The sequence below is a fragment of the Kineosphaera limosa NBRC 100340 genome (genome assembly GCF_000298215.1).
Classification (GTDB): domain Bacteria; phylum Actinomycetota; class Actinomycetes; order Actinomycetales; family Dermatophilaceae; genus Kineosphaera; species Kineosphaera limosa.
In genome coordinates this window covers 1-19,336 of record NZ_BAHD01000019.1, presented here as the reverse complement: position 1 = coordinate 19,336, position 19,336 = coordinate 1, and the positions used below count along the sequence as shown (strand labels likewise).

The following is a 19,336-nucleotide window of genomic DNA, read 5'->3' as shown; positions in this document are numbered from 1 at the left end:
CGGCCCCCGGCGAGGCGTTGATCGTCATCGCACTGCCTTCCTGGTGCTGGCTGGCCAGTCGGTAAGCGGTTGACGCACCGGGTAGCCGGGTTCAGCGAGGGCTACCGCCCGGGACACGGAGGTGGGCACTCCCGATTCCTGAAGGAGGCGCGACAGGAGCGCCTCTCCATCGCCGGGAGGTGCGCCGTAGCGTCGCGCGTACGGTGCCAGGGCTTCGACGAGGACGGTGTCGCTGACGTGTTTCACGGTGCGCGCGTCACGAAGCAAACGATTCCGTATGAGAGATATCGGGGTCGGGTGCCGCCGGTGGCGAGGTCAGGCGGTGGGCCAGCCCTGGATGAGGGCGCGCAGGCCGGTTTCGAACTGCTCCTCGGGGGTGAAGGCGTACCCCGCCATGAGGGTGGCCAGCAGGTGGGGGTGGGTCTGGTGCGTCATGCCGGCCACGGCTGATTCGACGGCCTGCGGCACGCTCTCCCCGGAGGTGGAGGGGTCGCTGACCTCGGCCAGCACCTTGCCGATCGTGAAGGCCGACAGGCAGTCGATGAGCGGCATCGCCCGTTGCCCGGGCAGTCCCGCGGCGGCCAGGCGGCCCAAGCTGGCGTCGATGAGGGTGAGCATCGCCGGGGTCGTCGTCGGGCGAGTGCCGATGAGGGCCACCGCGTGCGGATGTTCCAAGAGGCGCGCGCGGAACGTGGTGAACACCGCCTGCAGCACGCCCTGCCACGTCTCGCCCTCGGTCGGCGCCGGCAGCCGCACACCCTGCCACACGTGCTCCACGATGCCGTCGAACAGCGCCGCCTTGTTCGGCACGTAGTGGTAGACCGCCATCGGGTCGACCCCGAGCCGCTGTCCCAGCTTGCGCATTGACAGCGCCTCGACGCCCTGCTCGTCGACCATCGCCAACGCCGCCGCGACGATCCGCTCCCGGCTCAACACCGGCCGCTCGCGCCCCGTCGTCATGGCCTCACTGTGTCACGCGCTCGCCGCCCCGGCTCCGGCCCGGGTCGAGACGCGGCGCGGCGGTGGGGTGAAGAACAACTCCCGCTCCCGCATCACGATCACCGCCGTCAGCACCAGCAGCAAGACCGTCTGGATGAGCTTGGAATCGGGATGGGTCAAGAAGATCTCGTTGACGAAATTGGCGACCAGGTGAAAGACGATCGTCACCGAGATGCTGCGCCCCGTGCGGAAATAGAGCCAGTTCATGAGCAGCACGAACGGGATCATGCTCAGCGGGAAGTTCAGCGCGTGCAGCCACCCTTCCTGCACGACCTCGCTGTGGTAGTAGCCCTCGATGAGGGCCAGCGGCAGGTGCCACACGGTCCAGATCACCGTGAACACCAGCGACGCCGTGATCAGCCGCATCCGCGTCACCAGCGAGTCGGTGCCGTAGCCGTGCCAGGCGATCTCTTCGAGGATCGGCGCCAGCACCAGAATCAGCCACACCGGCAGCAGCCCGGACGTAAAGCTGAAGCCGCCACGCAGCTCGAACTGCTCCGGGCTGTACCCGAACAGCAGCGAGATCGCCTGCGCCACCAGCAGGCTCGCCGGCAACAAACCGACCGCGCAGAGCAGATAGAACCCCGGCACCCCCCGGCGCACAAACAGCCGCCGCCGCAGGTCCGCGCGCAGCTCCGGCTTGTCGCGCACCAACCACCACACGACCCCCACGGGCGCCGCCAGGCCCGTCAACCCCAGTACGACCGTCCCGAGGCGCACCGCCGTGCTCTGGTCGGGGAGGTGACTCAGGTAGGCGGCGCCCAACCACAAGGCCCACGGGATCGCCGTGGCCAGCGTGTAGAAGGCAACCGGCCGGTTGTATCGGTACGTGATCGGCTCGATGACTGGGGTGTGCTGCGTCCCGATCGGGTGGGCGAGGTGCTCGCCGGCGTCTGAGTGACGGGCCATGGTCTTTCCTCTCTACGATGTAGAGAACTCTACGGCGTAGAACGACTCGACCAGGCGCAATCGCCCCGAGGAGGGTGAAAGTCAGGGTCGGCAGCCCGTGAATCAGGGAGTACCCCGGCGGCGGACCGCGGCGACCGGGATGGCGATGAGCGCCTCCAGCGGACCGCGACGATGCCGTGGGCGCCACCAGGCCGCGAACGCGAGCATCGCGGCGAGCAGCATGACGAACTGCAGTCCGGGGCTGTCGTCGAACAGGCCGGTCGCGAGCACGACGATGTGCGCGCAGTAGAGCGTGAGAACCATGCTGCCTGCGGCCGACAAGGGCGAGAGCACCCGCAGCACCGCCGCCGACCGGGCGGCCAGCAGCGTGACACCGAAGATCGCCACCGCCGAACCCATCGCGATGCACAGCGCCAGCGGCGCGTCCGAGTGTGGCGCCCGCAGCGCGTACCACCACCAGGTGTCGAACTCCCCCGGATGGGGCGCCCACAACAGCCGCTCGTCCGACCAGTCCTCCGGGGCCGCACGGCGCAGGTGCCGCAGCCCCCCGAGCGGGTAGAGCAGAATCTGCGAGATCGTCCAGGCGCCGACCGCCACGACGCTCCCGACCCCGACGCACCACGCGGCCAGCCGCGGCGAGCGCAGGTCCAGGCGCCCCAGACCCAGGCCGGCGAGCAGGAAACACACCCACACCAACGCCGGATACGACCCTCCGGTCAGCAGGTAGAGCGGCAGCCCGATCGGGTGCGCGAGGGCGTCACCGAGCGTGGGGTCCGGGTCCGGAGCCGGATCGAGCAGCGGCACCCCGCCGGTCACCCATTCGATGGCGAACGTGGATGTTAACGCCACGACCCCCGCGGCCACGAAGAGCCCCGCCGGCGGCACCCGCAGCCAGGGCAGCACCAGCACGAACATCACCGCGTAGAACGGCAGGATGACGTAGACCTCCAGCCCACCCCAGGCCGTCACGTACCCCAGCATCAGGCCGATCAGGGCGATCAGCGCCGCCCGCACGAGGATTGACGCCCACGACCGCGCCAACTCCGCACCACGCACCGGGGTCGAGCCGCCCGTGACCAGCGCCAGCCCGACGCCCGCCATCATCGCGAACGTCGCCGACGAGCGGCCCGCGGCGACCTGCGTCGCCAGCGAGGCCGACCCGTCGGCGTCGAACGTCGGAAAGACATGCACCGCCAGCATGCCGATCAGCGCCAGCCCCCGGGCCAGGTCGAGGGCCGCGATGCGCGAACTGCTCAACGGCGGTCCACGCTCACGCTCACCGGGGTGTCGTCGCGCGCGATGGGGATGCCGTGCCAGCGGGTGCCGGCGGCCAGCGTCTCCCCCTTCATCACCAGGGACAGCGGCCCGACGCTCACGTCGTCCTCGATCACCGAGTCGTAGAGCAGCACCGTCATGTTGCCCACGGAGACCCGCGACCCGACCTCCAGGTACGAACTCTTGAACACCCGATCCTCGAAGAGGTGGTTCTGCACGACGACGCCGTGGTTGAGGGCCACGTCGTCGCCGAGCCGCACGAGGTCCCACTCCGAGAACAGCGCGGTGGCGATGTAGGCGCGGCGCCCGATCCGGCAGCCCATGAGCCGCAGCAGCGGCGCCACGAACGGCGTGCCGAAGAACGGCGTCAGCGCCGGCGCCACGACCGACTCGAACGCGCCGTTGACCATCTCGTTGAGCCACACGTACCGGCACCACAGCGGCTTGATGACCGGCCGGAACGTGCGCATCACCACGAGCTTGAGCAGCGCGACGACGAAGATCGCGCAGAGCGAGAGGGCGAGCGAGATGACCGGCGCCAGCGCGAACGTCGTCCACATGCCCAGCCGCGTGAACGACAGGTACATCAGCGCCACCCACGCGACGAACGAGGTGAGCCCGATGTAGCCCGGGATGAGGATGCGCAGGGCGTCGATGAAGGCCCGCTGCGCGTAGAGCCCCCGGGTCGGGCGGAACATCACCGAGTCGTCGAAGTTGCCGACCTTGGGCCGGTGCGTGAGCCGGAACGAGGGTGCGCCGAGCCAGTCCGAGCCGTCCGGTGTGGTGGCGGGCTCGCGCGGCGGGATCGACTGCACCCCCAGCAAACTGTTGTCACCGAGGCTGGAGCCGACGGGGAGCACCGCGCCGTTGCCGACGAAGCTGCGGGCTCCGATGCGGTTGCGCGACACCTGGAACGTGCCCCGGTTCACGCGGCGACCGCCGACGATCGACCCGTCGGCGAAGAAGCTCTCCGCGCCGACCTCGATGAGCTCGGGCGCGAACTTCCAGACCGTCGACAGTTCGGCCCGGGGGCCGATCTTGGCGCCCATGAGCCGCAGCCACGGCGGCAGGTAGAGCGTCGTATACACCGGTAGGAGCATCGCGCGGCTCGCCGCCATGATGCCGTCGGAAAGCCACTTGCGCACGTAGATCCAGCTCTCGACCGGGTACCGGCCCGGCTCGATGTGCCACAGCACGAGCCGGCGCGCGGCCGCCACGACCAGGCACGAGACGATCACGCTGAGCGGCACCGACAGCACCAGCGCGACGCCCAGCCCGCCCCAGCCGCCCAGGATCGCCGCGATGACCAGCGCCGCGAGGAAGCCCAGCCCGGGCAGCCCCGTGACGCTCGCCAGCAGCGAGGCGGCGACCAGATGCACCAGTGCGAACCAGAGGCGACGCGCGGTGCGACGGGGACGCCCGCTGCGCGTGCGGCGCGGCGCCATGCGGTGCCGTCCACCGATGATCGCGGGCAGGGGCACCGACGCCGGTGCCGCAGGCGAACCGGCCCACCCCTGACCGGCGGGCACGACTGCGCCGTCGGGCAGCAACGACTGGTCCTCCAGCCGGGCGTCGTCCTCCATCCGCACCCCGAGGCCGAGGGCGGAGTGCAGCCCGACGAAGCACCGGTCGCCGATCTCGACGGTGCCCAGGCGCAGCATGCCGTCCTCGATGCGGTAGCAGAGAAACTGGCTGTCGGCACCGATGCTCACCTCGTCGCCGATCCGCAGCAGGTCCCACGCCGAGCACTGGGCGGTGTCGATCGTGCAGTTGCGCCCGACCTTGGCGCCCATGAGTCGAAAGACGAAGCCCTGCAGCGGGGTGCCGGTCAGGCCGTTCAGGCCGCTGAACGCCTGCAACCGGTTGACGAGCCACCACCGCCAGTAGAAGAAGCCCCACAGCGGATAGTCGCCCGGTTTGTACCGGCCGATCAGCAGCCACTTCGCGCTCAGCGCGATCGTCAGGTTGACCGGCCACGTCAGCAGCAGCACCGCCAGCACGAGCAGCACGGCCCGCAGCGGCGAGTTGACCCCGATGTACCAGTCACGCAATACAACGATGATGATGGCCAGCGGCGTGACGGTCATCGCGGCGAGCAGGTACATCGACAGGCCCTGCAACACGTACGTCAGCGCTCGTCGGGGCCAGGCGATCCGCGTGAACCGGCGCGGGGGCGACCCCAGACCGGAGGCCGTGTCGGCCGCGGTGTCGACCGGCGGCATCTTCTCGATGCGCTCGGCAAGCGCCTCCAGGGTGGGCGACTCGTAGACGTCGCGGACCGCCACCGCGCGACCGACGAGCGGGCGCAGCGCCGTGGCCACGCGTGCCGCCAGCAGCGAGTGGCCGCCGAGGTCGAGGAAGAAGTCGTCGGTGACCGACACGTCGGGCACTCCGAGCACCTCGCGCCACACGCCGGCGACCTGCTGTTCCAACGCGGTGCGCGGGGCCACGACCTCGCGGTCGACCCGCACGAGCGGGTGCTGCGGCGTCGGCAGGGCGTTGCGGTCGACCTTGCCGCTCGTCGTGCGCGGCAGCACCTCGATCACGTCGAGGTAGGCCGGAATCATGTAGGCGGGCATGCGGCCCTCGAGCAGCGACAGCACCCGGTCGCGGTCCAGCGACCCATCGGTCAGCGCGTCGACCAGGGTCACGCAGGCGGCCAACTGCTGCAGCCCGTCGCGCCCGACGAGGCGGACCACGGCCTCCTTGACCTGCGGATCCTCGCGCAGCACCGACTCGATCTCGGCGAGCTCGACACGGTAGCCGCGGATCTTGACCTGCGTGTCGATGCGCCCGAAGAACTCCAGGTCGCCGTCCTCGCCGAGGCGCACGAGGTCGCCCGTGCGGTAGGCGCGGGCCACCCCCTCGATCGGCGGGTCGTCGACGAACTGCTTGGCGGTCAACTCCGGTTGGTTGAGATAGCCGCGAGCCAGGGTGGGGCCGCTGACCAGCAATTCGCCCTTGGTGCCGGGCGGCACGATGCGCAAGTTCTCGTCGACGATGTGCAGGTCGTAGCCGCGCAGCGGGCGCCCGATCGTCACCGGCCGGTCGGGCCGGCACCGGGCGATCGTCGTGTTGACCGTCGCCTCCGTCGGGCCGTACACGTTGAGCAGTGCCAGGTCGTCGCGCGCCCACCGTTTGACGAGTTCGGGCGGGCACACCTCTCCCGACAGCACGATCGTGCGCAGGCTCGGCACCGCGTCGATGGTGGCCAGCATCGTCGGCACCGTCGAGAAGTACGTGACGCCCAACTCGGTGAGGTAGGTGCCCAGATCGGCGCCGAACCGGGGGGCGTCGGCGGTCGGCACGACCAGCGTCGAGCCGTTGGAGAACGCCATCCAGATCTCCTCGACCGAGCCGTCGAAGCTCAGCGAGAACCCTTGGTACACACGGTCGTCGGGCCCCGTGCCGCACGCCTCGTTGAAGGCCGCCACGTAGCGGCTGACGTGCGCGTGCTCGGCCATGACGCCCTTGGGTCGGCCCGTCGTGCCCGAGGTGTAGATGACGTAGGCCAAGTCGTCGGGGGCCGGCCCCTCGTTCGTCCCGGCCTGGCCCGGTGGGCAGAGGGTCCCGTCCCGCTCCCAGCCGTCGTCGAGCAGGATCGTCGGTGTCTGCCCGTAGGCGCCGCCCGCCCGCTCGATGAGACTCGACTCGGTGAGCCGCGCGACCGGAGTCAGCTCGGTGACGATGTGTTCGATGCGCTCGCCCGGGTAGCTGGGATCGATCGGCACATAGGCCGCCCCGGCCTTCAGGCACGCCAGGATCGCGATGATCGGCCGCTCGGAGCGCTCGAAGTGCAGCGCCACGAAGGTGCCGGGCGTGGCTCCGGCGGCGCGCAAGCGCTCCGCCAGTCGGGCGCTGAGCTCGTCGACTTCGCGATAGGTCCAACGTCGTTCACCGCACGCGAGGGCGACCTGGTCGGGGGTCGCCGCCACCTGGGCCGCGAACAACTCCGACAGCGTGAGCGCCGGAGCCCCGAGCTCATCGGTTGCGGTTGCGGGGCTGCCCGCGAGGAGGTGCTGCACGCTGTTCACGACGTCAGGGACTCCAACACTGCGCCGGTGGGGTCGGCGGACTGAGTGCGCCACCACCCCTGGCCCGACTCGGGCAGCGACTGCACCGGGTCGAAGTAGCGGTACGTGCGCTCGGCGCCGTTGTCGGCCTCGATGCTCGTCAGGTAGCGCTTCTGCCACGAGGTGATGCCGCGCTCGCGGTCGTAGTCAACGAGCTGGTGCACCCACTGTTTGCCCAGGTACGGCACGTCGCAGACGATCCGCGGCGTCGCGAAGCCGGGCAGGAAGCCCATGATCGACAACTGCAGATCCTGCGCCTTCGACACCGGCAGCCGCCAGTGCTCGGCGTGCGGGATCATGTCGCACAGGTAGAAGTAGTAGGGCATGATCCCGGCGCCGTCCAGGAGCGCGAAGCACAGGTCGAGCAGCTGCTCCTGGGTGTCGTTGACGCCGGCGAGCAACACCCCCTGGTTGCGCACGTCGCGGATGCCGGTGTGCAGCATCGTGCGCGCCGCCTCCGCCACGAGCGGCGTCACGGACTGTGCCGAGTTCGTGTGGGTGTGGATCGCGATCTGCACCCCACGCTCCCGGGCCGTGCGGGCCAGGCGCTCCATGCCGGCCACGACGGCCGGCTGCAGCCAATGCTGGGGTAGCCCGACCAGCCCCTTGCTGGCCAGCCGGATGTCGCGGATCGAGTCGATGGTCAGCAGCCGGTCGACGAAGTGCTCCAGGGTGGGCCACGGCACGTTGGCCACGTCGCCACCGGACACCACGACATCGCGCACCCCCGGGGTGGCCTGCAGGTACTCCATCATCGCGGCGTACCGGTCGACGGGCTTGCCGATGAACCTCAGCTTGGTGACCTGCGGCGTCCACGTGCCGACGAGGTCCATGCGGGTGCAGTGCCCGCAGTATTGCGGGCACGTCGAGGTCAACTCGGCGAGCACCTTCGTCGGATAGCGGTGGGTCAGCCCCTCCACCTGCCACATCTCGTGCTCGTGCAGCGAATCGCGGGAGGCCAGCGGGTGGCTCGACCACTGCGCGGCCCGATCGGAGGCGAGCGGCAGCATGTAGCGGCGCACCGGGTCGGCGTAGAACGAGTCGGCGTCGGGCGCCTCGTGCGGCACCATCGTGTTGACGATCTGCGGCGTGAGCAGCATCTGCATCGAGGAGTACTGCGCCTGGTCGCGGGCCAGATCGGCGTAGACGAACTCGGGCAGCAGGTCCCCCATGACCGCGCGCAACTGGGCGGCGTTCTTCACGCAGTGCGCCCGCTGCCACTGCGCCGAACGCCAGTCGGCGGAGTTGACGTCGCGCCATCCGGGCAGGCGCCGCCAGTCGGGCTCCACCAACTCGGTGAACGCGTAGTTGTAGGCGGGCGACCGCGGTGCGGCGCGCTCGGTGCCGTTCAGTGCGGTGCCGTTCAGTGCGGTGCCGTTCAGTTCGATGCCCGGCAGCTCTGCGCTGCTCAGCTCCGTGCCGTCCAGCTCCGTGACGTTGGTCTCGCTGCGGTGTCCGTTGCGGCGTTGCGTGGGCACGCCGATCGTCGTGACACTGGCCATGGAAATCCCCTGTGATCTCTGATGCTTCGGCGGATCGGGCGACTGTCCAAGTCGACCGTCCAACTGTTTCGCCGGGACAAACCGTAGCGCTTGTCTGAGAGTTTTCACAGCTTGGTCTTTGCGTTAACTCAGCCCCGCGTGTTAATGCCGCGACGGCCCGGAGAGGATGGCGGTATGACGCGAGTCCGCCCGATCGCGCTGATCTACCGCGGCGCGGCCGCCTGCGCCGAATGTCCGCAAGCGGCAGCCGAACTGCTGACCAGCGCGGACGTCGGTTTCGAGGTGCGCTTCGTCGGTGAGCGCGAAGGGTTCGGCCGCGCGACGCTGGCCGGGGCGGCGCTGTACGTGCAGCCGGGCGGCGGCCGGAGCTTGGAGCGTGCCTACCGGGCAGTCAAGGGCCATGGTCCGCTGATCCGGGAGTTCGTTCGCAGCGGCGGGCGCTACCTCGGCATCTGCATGGGCGGGTACCTGGCGGACAGCTGGCGGGGGTTCGCCCTCTTGCCGCCGGGAGCCGAGGCCGACCCCTACGTCGGCGCTCCGGGGGCGGACGTGACGACCCGCGCCGACACGCTCGTCGCAATCACCCACCGCGGCTCACCGACTCCGTCCCGCATCTTCTTTCAGGACGGACCCTTGTTCCGGCTACCCGCTGCGGTCCCCCCCGGAACGAGCGTCGTGGCGCGGTACGCCGCCACCGGTGACATCGCGGCCCTGGTCTGCCCGTTCGGGCGCGGCTGGGTGGGAGTCTGCGGGCCACACCCGGAGGCGCCGCACGACTGGTATTCGGCCCACGGTCTGCCCGACGAAGGGCGCACCGGCACCGCCCTCGGCCACGACCTCCTCGACGCGCTGCTGAGCGCGGGCGCCCCCGGCGCCACGTCGGCGACCGGCCAGAGGAGTTAGTCGACTCGGCCGGCTCCGTCGCCGGCCCCGAGTACGGCGGCGACGATGGCCTCGATGGCGAACTCACTCGCCTTGCCGAGGTCGACATTGCGCGGATCCAGCAGCCACTGCACCTGCAGGCCGTCCATGACGGCGAGGACGCCCGCCGAACCCTGCGTGATCGCCTCGGGTGACGTCACGCCCCGCTGCGCGCACATGACCTCGAAGGCGTGCTCCGCCTCCGAACGCAGTGCGCGGTAACGCTCGACGAAGTAGTCCCGCGCCGGGTGGTCGTCGGTCACCGACTCGCTGGACAGCACGGTGTAGGCCTGCACGAGGCCGGCCCGCTGGGCGTTGAGGAACGCGGTGGCCACGAGGTGGGCGAAGAACTCCGGGCCGTCGGGGATGTGCTTGGTGTCGAGCTCGGCGACGTCGCTCTCGTCCCGGTACTGCAGCACCTCCAGCAGCAGCTGGTCCTTCGAGCCGAAGTGATGCAGCACCCCCGCGTGGGTCAGGCCCACGTGCTCGGCGATCTCGGCGAGCGTGCCGTTGGCGTACCCCTTGCTGCCGAAGATCTCGACGGCGGCCCGCAGGATCTCCGCGCGCTTGCGCAGGGTCTCGGGGCGCGATCGCGGGCGGCGCTTGGGGGTGGTCATACGGCGAAGGTAGCTGACTTTCTGGTTAGTAACCACCCTCTTGCGCCACTTACTGACAAGTGGGTAACCTTTTCTCGAGACGCCGACGTCCTTGGATCGGCCGGAGTCGTTTCGTCCGCTGCGTGCCGCTGGGCCCGGTGGTTCCACCACGAGAAGGAGAAGCAATGAGGCTCAAGACCTCGCTCGTCGCCGGTGCCGTCGTCGGCGCCGTGATGTTGGCCGGCTGCGGATCGGGCGACTCGAACACCGCCTCCACTCCGACCGGCGACGCTGCCGCGGCGACGCAGGGCACGGCCGCCCTGACGATCGCCAAACCGGACGGCGCCCTGGCCACCGAGTCGAACAACCCCTGGGTGGGTGACTCCTCGGGCCTCAAGCTCGGCTACATCAACGCGATCCTCGAGCCGCTGGGCGTCGTCAACCTCATCGACCCGACGAAGCCGACGCAGCCCTGGCTCGCCTCCGACATTGCGTGGGCCGACGACTACAAGTCCGTCGTCCTGACCGCCCGTGACGGGGTGAAGTGGAACGACGGTCAGGCGTTCTCCGCCGCCGACATCGGCTTCACCTTCGACCTGTTCATGAAGCACAAGGAGCTCGACACCGCGGCCCTGGGCCTGAAGGCGGTCAAGGTCGAGGGCAACAAGGTCACCCTCACGTTCGCGAACTCGATGTACGTCAAGCAGGACAAGGTCCTGCACAAGCAGATCGTGCCCAAGCACGTCTGGGAGAAGGTGGCCGACCCGGCCAAGGAGGTCAACCTCAAGCCGGTCGGCACCGGCCCGTACACGCTGAGCCAGTTCAGCACCCAGAGCGTCGAACTCACCGCGCGCAACGACTACTGGGGCGGCACGCCCGCCGTGCCGAAGCTCTACTACGTCTCCTACAACGACAACACCGCGCTGACGACCGCGCTGGCCAACGGCGACGCCGACTGGGCCCAGGCGTTCATCCCCAACGTCAAGTCGGCCTACGTCGACAAGGACGCCGAGCACAACGTCTACTGGGCCGCCAACGGGCTGGGCATCGACGCGATGTTCGTCAACACGACGACCAAGCCCTTCAACGACGTCGCCTTCCGCAAGGCCATCAACATGGTGGTTGACCGCGAGAAGCACATGGCGATCGCCCGTGAGGGTGGCGTTCCCGCGCTCACCTCCGTGACCGGCTTGCCCACGCCCGTCGGTGACTCCTACATCGCCTCGGCCTACCAGGGCCAGAACTACTCCGTGGATGTCGAGGGCGCCAAGAAGGTGCTGACCGACGCCGGGTACACCTACAGCGGCGACAAGCTACTGGACAAGGAGGGAGCGCCCGTCACCTTCACGCTGCAGGTGCCGCAGGGCTGGAACGACTACGTCACCGGCATCAGCCTCATCGCCGACGAGGTCAAGGCCCTCGGCGTCGAGGCGGCCGTCAAGACCCCGGACGCCGACACGTGGTGGGCGGCCAAGGGCAAGGGCGACTTCCAGGCGATCCTGCACTGGACCGACACCGGCGCCACCCCCTACGACCTGTACAGCGACATCATGGACGGCCGCTTCCTCAAGCCCGCCGGCAAGGAGGCCGACTTCAACTTCGGCCGCTTCGATAGCCCGGAGGCGACGGCCGCGCTGAACGCCTACGCCAACGCCACGAGTGACGACGCCCGCAAGACCGCGCTCGACACGGTCCAGAAGGTCTTCGTCGAGCAGGTCCCCGCGATGCCCGTCGGCACCCGCCCGTTCATCGGCTCGTACAACACGCGCAACTACGTCGGCTGGCCCGGCGAGCAGGACCCGTACGCTCCGGCCGACCCGACCCAGCCGAGCGCCGTCCTGATCCTCACCAAGCTCAAGCCCGCCAGCTGAGCCGCCGCTCCCGCCGTCGGCGGCAGGCGCTGCCAGCCTGCCGCCGGGCGGGAGAACATCCCCTAGTTGCGCCCCGAGTTCGAAGAGGAACCCCATGCCGCACGACAACCTGCTGACCGTTAGCGACTTCAGCGTCGTCTACGACGTCGACCCGCCGGTCGAGGCCGTCACCGACGTCCGCCTCGAGCTGCGGCGCGGCGAGATCCTCGGCCTCGCCGGTGAATCCGGCTGCGGCAAGACGACGCTCGCGTACGGCGTGCAGCGCCTCCTCAAGGACCCGGCGGTCATCACCGGCGGCTCGGCGAGCTTCCACGATGCCGACGGCACGGATGTCGACCTCTTTGGCCTCGACGAGCGCGCGATGCGCCGGTTCCGCTGGGACAAGGTGTCGATGGTCTTCCAAGGTGCGATGAACGCCCTCAACCCCGTCGTCGCCGTCGGTCGGCAGCTCGAGGACGTCTACACGACGCACCGCCCGAAGTTGTCGCGGGCCCAGCGCCGCGAGGAGTGCGGGCAGCTGCTCGACATGGTCGGCGTCGGCCGCGACCGGTTTCGCTCCTTTCCCCACGAACTGTCCGGCGGCATGCGCCAGCGGGTCATGATCGCGATGGCCCTGGCCCTGCGGCCGCAGCTGATGATCATGGACGAGCCGACCACGGCGCTCGACGTGCTGATGCAGCGCGAGATCCTCCAGCAGATCTCTGACCTGCGCACCGAGTTCGGCTTCTCGGTCATCTTCATCACCCACGACCTGCCGCTGCTGCTGGAGATCTCCGACCGCATCGCCGTCATGCGCGCGGGCCGGATCGTCGAACTCGACACAGCGGCCAACCTCTACCGCGGCGCTCAGCACCCCTACACCCGGCAGCTGCTCGCCTCCTTCCCCAGCCTCACCGGCGAGCGCGGCGACTTCGTCCGCGGCCACGGCGAGCCCACGCCCGCAGGAGCGCAGCGATGAGTGTTCTGGAGTTCCGCAATGTCACCAAGCGCTACCACGTGCGCGGCTCCGGTGAGTTTCTCGCCCTGAACGACGTGAGCTTCACCCTGCGCTCCGGGCAGACGATCGCCCTCGTCGGCCAGAGCGGCAGCGGCAAGTCGACGATCGCCAAGATCCTCACCCAGCTCGAGACCCCGACCAGCGGGCAGATCCTGCTCGACGGGGTGCCGATCCCGCGCTCCGGTCGGGCCCTGCGCCGCTATCGCCAGGCGGTGCGGATGGTGTTCCAGGACCCGTTCGCCTCGCTCAACCCGGCCCACACGATCCGCTATCACGTCGAGCGGCCGCTGCGCCTCGACAAGGTCGTGCCGCGCGACGAGGTGGAGACCGAGGTGCGCCGGCTGCTCGAGCGGGTGCGTCTCGACGCCGACGCGGTCATCGACCGCCGCCCGCACGAGCTGTCCGGCGGGCAGCGGCAGCGCGTCGCCATCGCCCGGGCGCTCGCCTCCCGGCCCGCGCTGCTCATCGCCGACGAGCCCGTCTCGATGCTCGACGTCTCGATCCGGCTCGGGGTGCTCAACCTGCTGGCCGACCTGCAGCGCGAGTCGAACCTCGGCGTCCTTTACATCACCCACGACCTCGCCACGGCCCGCCACTTCAGCGACGAACTCATGGTGCTGCACCACGGCGTCGTCGTCGAACGAGGTCCCGCGGACGACGTCATCCTCGATCCGCAGCACGAGTACACGCGGACCCTGCGCGACGCCTCTCCCGACCCGGACAAACACTTCGCGGCGCTCGGCGCGCCCGCATCCACCCCCTCGACGAGCACGGAAGGAGCGCGGTCGTGAAGTTCTTCCTGCGGCGTTCGGTGTTCTATCTCTTCACCGCCTGGGCCGCCATCACCATCAACTTCCTCCTGCCCCGGATGATGAAGGGCGACCCGGTCAGCGCGTACCTGCTGAAGAACCAGGGTCGCATCAGCCCGGAGGCGGCCGAGTCGCTCAAGACGCTCTTCGGCCTGGACAGCAGCAAGACGATCCTCCAGCAGTACCTCGATTACTGGGCGCTGCTGTTCAGCGGCGACCTCGGCCGCTCGTTCTCCCGCGGGCTCGCGCCCGTCACCGAGGTCATCGACTCGGCGCTGCCGTGGACCATCGGTCTCGTCGGCCTGGCGACCGTCATGTCGTTCCTCATCGGCACCTCGCTCGGCGCCCTCATCGGGTGGCGCCGCGGCAGCAAGGCCGACTTCGCGGTGCCCGTCGCGACGTTCTTCTCGACCGTCCCGTACTTCTGGATGGGGCTCATCGCGATCGCGGTGCTCTCGACCACCCTCGGCTGGTTCCCCGCCTCGCACGCGTACGGCAAAGGCACCGTCCCGAACCTCAGCCTCGACTTCATCGGGCAGGTCATCAAGCACGGCGCCCTGCCGGCCCTGACGATCGTCGTCGCCTCCCTCGGCGGCTGGATCCTGGGGATGCGCAACATGATGCTCACCGTGCTCGACGAGGACTACATCACCGTCGCGCAGGCCAAGGGCCTCACCCCCCGGCGCGTGCTGTGGCACTACGCGGCCCGCAACGCGCTCCTGCCGCAGTTGTCGAGCTTCGCGCTCTCCCTCGGCTTCATCGTCTCGGGGACGCTCGTCATGTAGCTCGTCTTCTCCTACCCCGGCGTCGGCAAGCTGCTGCTCGACGCGACGAACGCCAAGGACTACCCGCTCATGCAGGGGCTCTTCCTCGTCATCACCCTCACCGTGCTGGTCGCCAATATCCTCGCCGACCTCGCCTACGCCGCCCTCGACCCGCGCGCTCGCCAGATGGAGGCCTGAGCCATGAGCACCCCCACGACCAGCGAGCTCGCGGCCGCCGAGACGGACGCCGCGCTCGAGTCGACCCCGCCTCAGAAGGCGGCGGGCAGGTCTGCGAGCACCTCCGGGCTCGCCGCGTCGTTCGCGATGTTCCGCAACGGCAAGTCGCTGACCGGCCTGGCGATCCTCGGCTTCTTTGTGCTCGTCGGGCTCTTCGCCGACGTCCTCGCGCCCTACGGACCGCTCGACAAGGACTTCAGCGCCCTGCGCCAGGCGCCGTCGGCCGCGCACCTGCTCGGCACGACCCACATGGGAGAGGACGTACTGAGCCAGCTCATCTACGGCACCCGCGGCGTGCTGCTCGTCGGCTTCCTCTCCGGCATCATCGCCACCGTCATCGCGGTGATCGTCGGCGTCTGTGCCGGCTACGTCACCGGCTGGCGCAGCGAGTCGCTGTCGGCGCTGACGAACGTCTTCCTCGTGCTGCCCGGGCTGCCGCTCATGATCATCATCGCCTCGCAGTACGACAACCCCAGCCTCTTCCTCATCTCCGCGGTCCTGGCGATCACCGGCTGGGCGTGGGGCGCGCGCGTGCTGCGCGCTCAGACGATGTCGCTGCGCAACCGCGACTTCGTGCAGGCCGCGCGCGCCAACGGCGAGCCGATCCACCGCATCATCACCCGCGAGATGCTGCCGAACCTGCTCGCGATCATCGCCTCCAGCTTCGTCGGCACCGTGACCGCCGCGATCCTCGGCCTGACCACCCTGGCGTTCATCGGGGTCATCCCGATCACCAACCTCAACTGGGGCACGATCCTCTTCTGGGCCCAGCAGAACGGCGCCTTCCCCGACTTCTGGTGGTGGTACATCCCCGCTGGCCTGTGCATCGCCCTCCTGGGCATGGCGCTCTCGCTCATCAACTTCGGCATCGACGAGTACGTCAACCCGCGGCTGCGTTCCGCCGGCGAACGCGCCCGGCAGCTGCGCAAACGCGGCGTCAAGGCCAACCAGGGCGTCACCGCCGTCCGGCGCCCCGGCGCCTCCTGAGCCCCGCTCACCCGAGCCGACTCCATCACCCCCATCACCGCAGGAGACCCGCCGTGAGCGCTGTGCTGCCCCTGACCGACACCCACCGCACCGTCGCGCAGCGCGTCGCCGACCTGCTCGCCCGCATGACCGTGGCGGAGAAGGTCGGGCAGATGATGCAGCTCGACGCCCGCGAAGATCTCGAAGATCAGATCCTGCGAAAGCACGTCGGATCGGTGCTGCACACCTCCCCGGAGCGGGTGCTGCGCGCGCACGACCTGCGCGAGCAGACCCGGCTGCAGATCCCGCTGCTCATCGGTGAGGACTGCATCCACGGCCACTCCTTCTTCGAGGGCGCCACGATCTTTCCGACCCAACTCGGCATGGCGGCCTCCTGGGACGCCGACCTGCTCGAACGGGTCGCCCGGGCCACGGCGGTGGAGGTCGCGGCGACCGGGGTGCACTGGACCTTCTCGCCCGTGCTGTGCATCGCCCGCGACCTGCGCTGGGGCCGGGTCGACGAGACGTTCGGCGAGGACCCGCACCTCATCGGGGAGCTGTCCGCGGCGATGGTCCGCGGCTATCAGGGCGAGGGACTGAGCGACCCGACGGCGATCCTGGCGACGGCCAAGCACTTTGCGGGCTACTCCGAGACCCAGGGCGGCCGGGATGCCAGCGAGGCGGACATCTCGCGGCGCAAGCTGCGCTCGTGGTTCCTGCCGCCGTTCGAGCGGGTCGCCAAGGAGGGCTGCCGCACCTTCATGCTCGGTTACCAGAGCACCGACGGCGTGCCGATCACGACGAACGACTGGCTGCTCAACGAGGTGCTCCGCGGCGAATGGGGCTACACCGGCACGCTCGTCACCGACTGGGACAACGTCGGCCGGATGGTGTGGGAGCAGCGGATCCAGCCCGACTACGCCCACGCCGCCGCCGCCGCGGTCAAGGCCGGCAACGACATGATCATGACGACGCCCCGCTTCTTCGAGGGGGCCCTGGAGGCCGTCGAGACCGGGCTGTTGGCGCCGACCGACTTCGACGCCGCGGTCGCCCGCATCCTCACGCTGAAGTTCGAGCTGGGGCTCTTCGAGGACCCGCGGCGCCCCTCGCGGGAGCGGATCGAGCTGGTCGTCGGCAACGCCGCGCACCGCGAGCTCAACCTCGAGGCGGCGCGAAAGTCGTTGGTGCTGCTGGCGAACGACGGCACGTTGCCGTTGTCGCGGGAGTCGGGGGCGCGGACGGTGGCCGTCGTGGGGCCGTTGGCCGACGACGCGCAGACCCAGCTCGGTGACTGGGCGGGCAACTCCGGGCAGGCCGACTGGCTGCCCGATGGCCACCCGCGGTCGATGATCACGACGGTGCTCGACGGATTGCGCGACGCGGTGCCCGAGCAGTGGGCCGTCACGTCGGCGCGCGGCGCCGACATCCTCACGGTCGAGCCGGACCCCGCGGGTGCGTTCTTCCCCGACGGCCAGCCTCGGTCTCCGATCGTCGTGCCCGCGCCGCCGGATGCCGAGCTCATCGCCGAGGCGGTCGCTGCGGCGCAGTCCGCGGATGTCGTGGTGGCGGTCGTCGGCGACCGGATCGAGCTGGTCGGCGAGGCCAGTTCGACGGCGACCCTCGAACTGGTCGGCGGCCAGGTCGCGCTGCTCGACGCGCTGGCCGCCACGGGGACGCCGATGGTCGTCGTGCTGCTGGCCTCCAAGCCGCTCGTGCTCCCCGCCTCCGCGCGGGATGCGGCCGCGATCGTCTGGGTGGCCAACCCCGGCATGGAAGGCGGTCGGGCGATCGCCGAGCTGATCCTCGGTGACATCGAGCCGGTCGGCCGGCTCCCCATCTCCTTCGCGGTGCACGTCGGGCAGCAGCCGACGTACTACAACCAGATCCGCGGCCAGCACGGCGACCGCTACGCCGACCTCACGCAGCGGCCGGCGTTCGCGTTCGGCGAGGGCCTGTCGTACACGAGCGTGGAGTACGCGGATGCGCGAGTGCTGACCCCGACGGTGGGAGCCGAGGGCGAGGTTCGGGCGGAGCTGACGGTTCGCAACACCGGCGAACGGCCCGCGGTCGAGACCGTGCAGGTGTACGTGCGCGACGACGTCACCTCGGTGAGCTGGGCCGACAAGGAGCTCAAGGCTTTCCGGCAGGTCGCGCTCGCCCCCGGTGAGCGACGCGTCGTGGAGCTGTCGTTGCCGGCGGCCGAGTGCAGCATCGTCGACGCGGCCGGGCGGCGGGTCGTCGAGCCGGGCCGGTTCGAGCTGCTCATCGGTCCGTCGTCGCGGGACGAGGCGCTGCTGGCGGCGCCCTTCACGATCACCGGCTGAGCGTGCTCCGGATGCTCTGCCGCATTCCTTGTCGCGCTTGCGGGGCCTGCGGACCCGCGGATGGGTGAGGATCGGAGGATCACGCAGTGACGCGAGAACAGTGGAGGACGACATGAGCGACCAGCACGGCGAGTCCCAAGACGCCCGACGCCACGAAGAAGACGAGAAGCACCACCCGTTCGAGGAGCACGACCACGGACCGGAGGGCCACTCCCGCGAGGAGTGCGAGCACCCCCACCACAACCACCACGACTGACGCGGCAGCCCACCTGGCTAGTACGTGTCTCCTTGACCGGGTACGCCGCCTTCGACGGCTCGGGTTCATGCTTGCCGGAGTCTTGGCAAGTGGGGCCGGCCGCGATGAGGATTCGGCCAGGGGGCGCCGCTGAGTGACGTCGCTGAGGGATGTCGCTGAGGAGGTGGCGTCGGCAGGCGCTCGCGAGGCGCGGGGCGCCCTGGGTGTTCGCCGCGCTCGCTACTTGGTGGTGATGGTGGGTCGGGCGCTGTTCAGTGTCTTGAGTTCGGGCGGCTGGGCCTGGGTGCGGGCTTCGCCCCCAAGCAGGAGCGACGGCCCGTCCGTCGTTGTCGTCGCAGCCGTTGTCGTCGCAGCCGTTGCCGTGGTCGTCGCTGGCACTGTCGCTGCTCTGGTCGACGTCGCCGCTGTGGTTGTCCCGGCTGCTGTGGTCGGTGTCGCTGCTGTTGTCGCCGTCGTCATGGCAGTCGTCGTCCACTGTGTCGTGGTTGGTGAGGTGTCGTTGTGGCGTGGGTGGTTGCCGATGGGGGTGCCGTCGGCGCGCGTCCATTCGACCCCGTTGGGGGTGACCTTTCCGATGTGACCGTGCCGGTGGATGACGGTGTGGTGGTGCCGGCAGACGCAGGCCATGTTCCACTCGGTGGTCGGTCCGCCGTTGGCCCAGTGGATGAGGTGGTGTTTGTCGGTCCAGGCGGCCGGTATTCGGCAGCCTGGGTAGGTGCAGGTTTTGTCGCGGAGCTCGAGGGCGGTGACCAGCCCGGGCTTGGCGAGCCGGTGCGCGTGCCCCAGGTCGAGGAGCTCTCCGCGGGTCCCGAGCACGGCGGGGACGATCTGGGCGTC

Annotated in this window: 14 protein-coding genes and 1 pseudogene; 8 read left to right on the top strand and 7 right to left on the bottom strand. The window is 69.8% G+C overall.

Annotated features, from left to right (window positions below):
- Nucleotides 1–315: 315 nt before the first annotated feature.
- The 5 genes from KILIM_RS06710 to KILIM_RS06690 form a co-directional block, all read right to left on the bottom strand.
- Nucleotides 316–960, bottom strand: a complete 645-nt coding sequence (locus KILIM_RS06710; protein WP_006591895.1) for a TetR/AcrR family transcriptional regulator — start codon at nucleotides 958–960, stop codon at nucleotides 316–318.
- Between the two features lie 12 nt (nucleotides 961–972).
- A complete protein-coding gene (locus tag KILIM_RS06705; RefSeq protein ID WP_006591894.1) occupies nucleotides 973–1,908 on the bottom strand; it encodes a CPBP family intramembrane glutamic endopeptidase in 936 nt (311 codons plus the stop codon).
- 102 nt (nucleotides 1,909–2,010) lie between these two features.
- Nucleotides 2,011–3,165 carry a heparan-alpha-glucosaminide N-acetyltransferase domain-containing protein gene (locus KILIM_RS25280; protein ID WP_006591893.1) on the bottom strand — a complete coding sequence of 385 codons (1,155 nt, stop codon included), beginning with the start codon at nucleotides 3,163–3,165 and terminating at the stop codon, nucleotides 2,011–2,013.
- Nucleotides 3,162–7,217 carry a Pls/PosA family non-ribosomal peptide synthetase gene (locus KILIM_RS06695; RefSeq protein WP_006591892.1) on the bottom strand — a complete coding sequence of 1,352 codons (4,056 nt, stop codon included), beginning with the start codon at nucleotides 7,215–7,217 and terminating at the stop codon, nucleotides 3,162–3,164. Before KILIM_RS06695 ends, KILIM_RS25280 begins: the two co-directional genes overlap by 4 nt.
- On the bottom strand, nucleotides 7,214–8,758 hold the full coding sequence (locus tag KILIM_RS06690) for a KamA family radical SAM protein (protein WP_006591891.1): 1,545 nt from the start codon (nucleotides 8,756–8,758) through the stop codon (nucleotides 7,214–7,216). The genes KILIM_RS06695 and KILIM_RS06690 overlap by 4 nt, the downstream gene beginning before the upstream one ends.
- Before the next feature lie 174 nt (nucleotides 8,759–8,932).
- Between KILIM_RS06690 and KILIM_RS06685 the strand changes: the two genes are divergently transcribed.
- Nucleotides 8,933–9,661 carry a BPL-N domain-containing protein gene (locus KILIM_RS06685; protein ID WP_006591890.1) on the top strand — a complete coding sequence of 243 codons (729 nt, stop codon included), beginning with the start codon at nucleotides 8,933–8,935 and terminating at the stop codon, nucleotides 9,659–9,661.
- Here the strand turns inward: KILIM_RS06685 and KILIM_RS06680 are convergent.
- On the bottom strand, nucleotides 9,658–10,296 hold the full coding sequence (locus KILIM_RS06680) for a TetR/AcrR family transcriptional regulator (RefSeq protein WP_006591889.1): 639 nt from the start codon (nucleotides 10,294–10,296) through the stop codon (nucleotides 9,658–9,660). The two genes, KILIM_RS06685 and KILIM_RS06680, sit on opposite strands and share 4 nt — an antisense overlap.
- 164 nt (nucleotides 10,297–10,460) lie before the next feature.
- Here KILIM_RS06680 and KILIM_RS06675 point away from each other — a divergent pair, with 164 nt between their 5' ends.
- From KILIM_RS06675 to KILIM_RS23920, 7 genes and pseudogenes are all read left to right on the top strand, one after another.
- Entirely contained in the window at nucleotides 10,461–12,146 is a 1,686-nt protein-coding gene (locus KILIM_RS06675) for an ABC transporter substrate-binding protein (protein ID WP_006591888.1), read from the top strand.
- Between the two features lie 94 nt (nucleotides 12,147–12,240).
- The gene (locus KILIM_RS06670; RefSeq protein ID WP_006591887.1) at nucleotides 12,241–13,104 is read left to right on the top strand and encodes an ABC transporter ATP-binding protein; all 864 of its coding nucleotides are present in this window, start codon (nucleotides 12,241–12,243) and stop codon (nucleotides 13,102–13,104) included.
- Nucleotides 13,101–13,934 carry an ABC transporter ATP-binding protein gene (locus KILIM_RS06665; protein ID WP_006591886.1) on the top strand — a complete coding sequence of 278 codons (834 nt, stop codon included), beginning with the start codon at nucleotides 13,101–13,103 and terminating at the stop codon, nucleotides 13,932–13,934. Before KILIM_RS06670 ends, KILIM_RS06665 begins: the two co-directional genes overlap by 4 nt.
- Nucleotides 13,931–14,914 (top strand): annotated as a pseudogene (locus KILIM_RS06660) (ABC transporter permease). The gene KILIM_RS06665 and the pseudogene KILIM_RS06660 overlap by 4 nt, the downstream one beginning before the upstream one ends.
- Before the next feature lie 3 nt (nucleotides 14,915–14,917).
- A complete protein-coding gene (locus KILIM_RS06655; protein WP_006591884.1) occupies nucleotides 14,918–15,940 on the top strand; it encodes an ABC transporter permease in 1,023 nt (340 codons plus the stop codon).
- Between the two features lie 53 nt (nucleotides 15,941–15,993).
- Complete coding sequence (locus tag KILIM_RS06650) at nucleotides 15,994–18,243, top strand: exo-beta-d-1,3/1,6-glucosidase (protein ID WP_006591883.1); 2,250 nt, start codon at nucleotides 15,994–15,996, stop codon at nucleotides 18,241–18,243.
- A gap of 112 nt (nucleotides 18,244–18,355) precedes the next feature.
- On the top strand, nucleotides 18,356–18,499 hold the full coding sequence (locus KILIM_RS23920) for a hypothetical protein (protein WP_157551532.1): 144 nt from the start codon (nucleotides 18,356–18,358) through the stop codon (nucleotides 18,497–18,499).
- A 219-nt stretch (nucleotides 18,500–18,718) separates the two neighbouring features.
- On the opposite strand, the gene KILIM_RS24470 is transcribed toward KILIM_RS23920, so the two are convergent.
- Nucleotides 18,719–19,336, bottom strand: a 618-nt coding sequence (locus KILIM_RS24470; RefSeq protein WP_006591881.1) for an HNH endonuclease signature motif containing protein, incomplete at its 5' end; no start/stop codon positions are given.

What these genes read in the sequence shown, in the direction of transcription:
- KILIM_RS06710 (WP_006591895.1), bottom strand. Translation starts at nt 960, where the DNA reads ATGACGACGGGGCGCGAGCGGCCGGTGTTGAGCCGGGAGCGGATCGTC.
- KILIM_RS06705 (WP_006591894.1), bottom strand. Translation starts at nt 1,908, where the DNA reads ATGGCCCGTCACTCAGACGCCGGCGAGCACCTCGCCCACCCGATCGGG.
- KILIM_RS06690 (WP_006591891.1), bottom strand. Translation starts at nt 8,758, where the DNA reads ATGGCCAGTGTCACGACGATCGGCGTGCCCACGCAACGCCGCAACGGA.
- KILIM_RS06685 (WP_006591890.1), top strand. Translation starts at nt 8,933, where the DNA reads ATGACGCGAGTCCGCCCGATCGCGCTGATCTACCGCGGCGCGGCCGCC.
- KILIM_RS06680 (WP_006591889.1), bottom strand. Translation starts at nt 10,296, where the DNA reads ATGACCACCCCCAAGCGCCGCCCGCGATCGCGCCCCGAGACCCTGCGC.
- KILIM_RS06675 (WP_006591888.1), top strand. Translation starts at nt 10,461, where the DNA reads ATGAGGCTCAAGACCTCGCTCGTCGCCGGTGCCGTCGTCGGCGCCGTG.
- KILIM_RS06670 (WP_006591887.1), top strand. Translation starts at nt 12,241, where the DNA reads ATGCCGCACGACAACCTGCTGACCGTTAGCGACTTCAGCGTCGTCTAC.
- KILIM_RS06665 (WP_006591886.1), top strand. Translation starts at nt 13,101, where the DNA reads ATGAGTGTTCTGGAGTTCCGCAATGTCACCAAGCGCTACCACGTGCGC.
- KILIM_RS06655 (WP_006591884.1), top strand. Translation starts at nt 14,918, where the DNA reads ATGAGCACCCCCACGACCAGCGAGCTCGCGGCCGCCGAGACGGACGCC.
- KILIM_RS23920 (WP_157551532.1), top strand. Translation starts at nt 18,356, where the DNA reads ATGAGCGACCAGCACGGCGAGTCCCAAGACGCCCGACGCCACGAAGAA.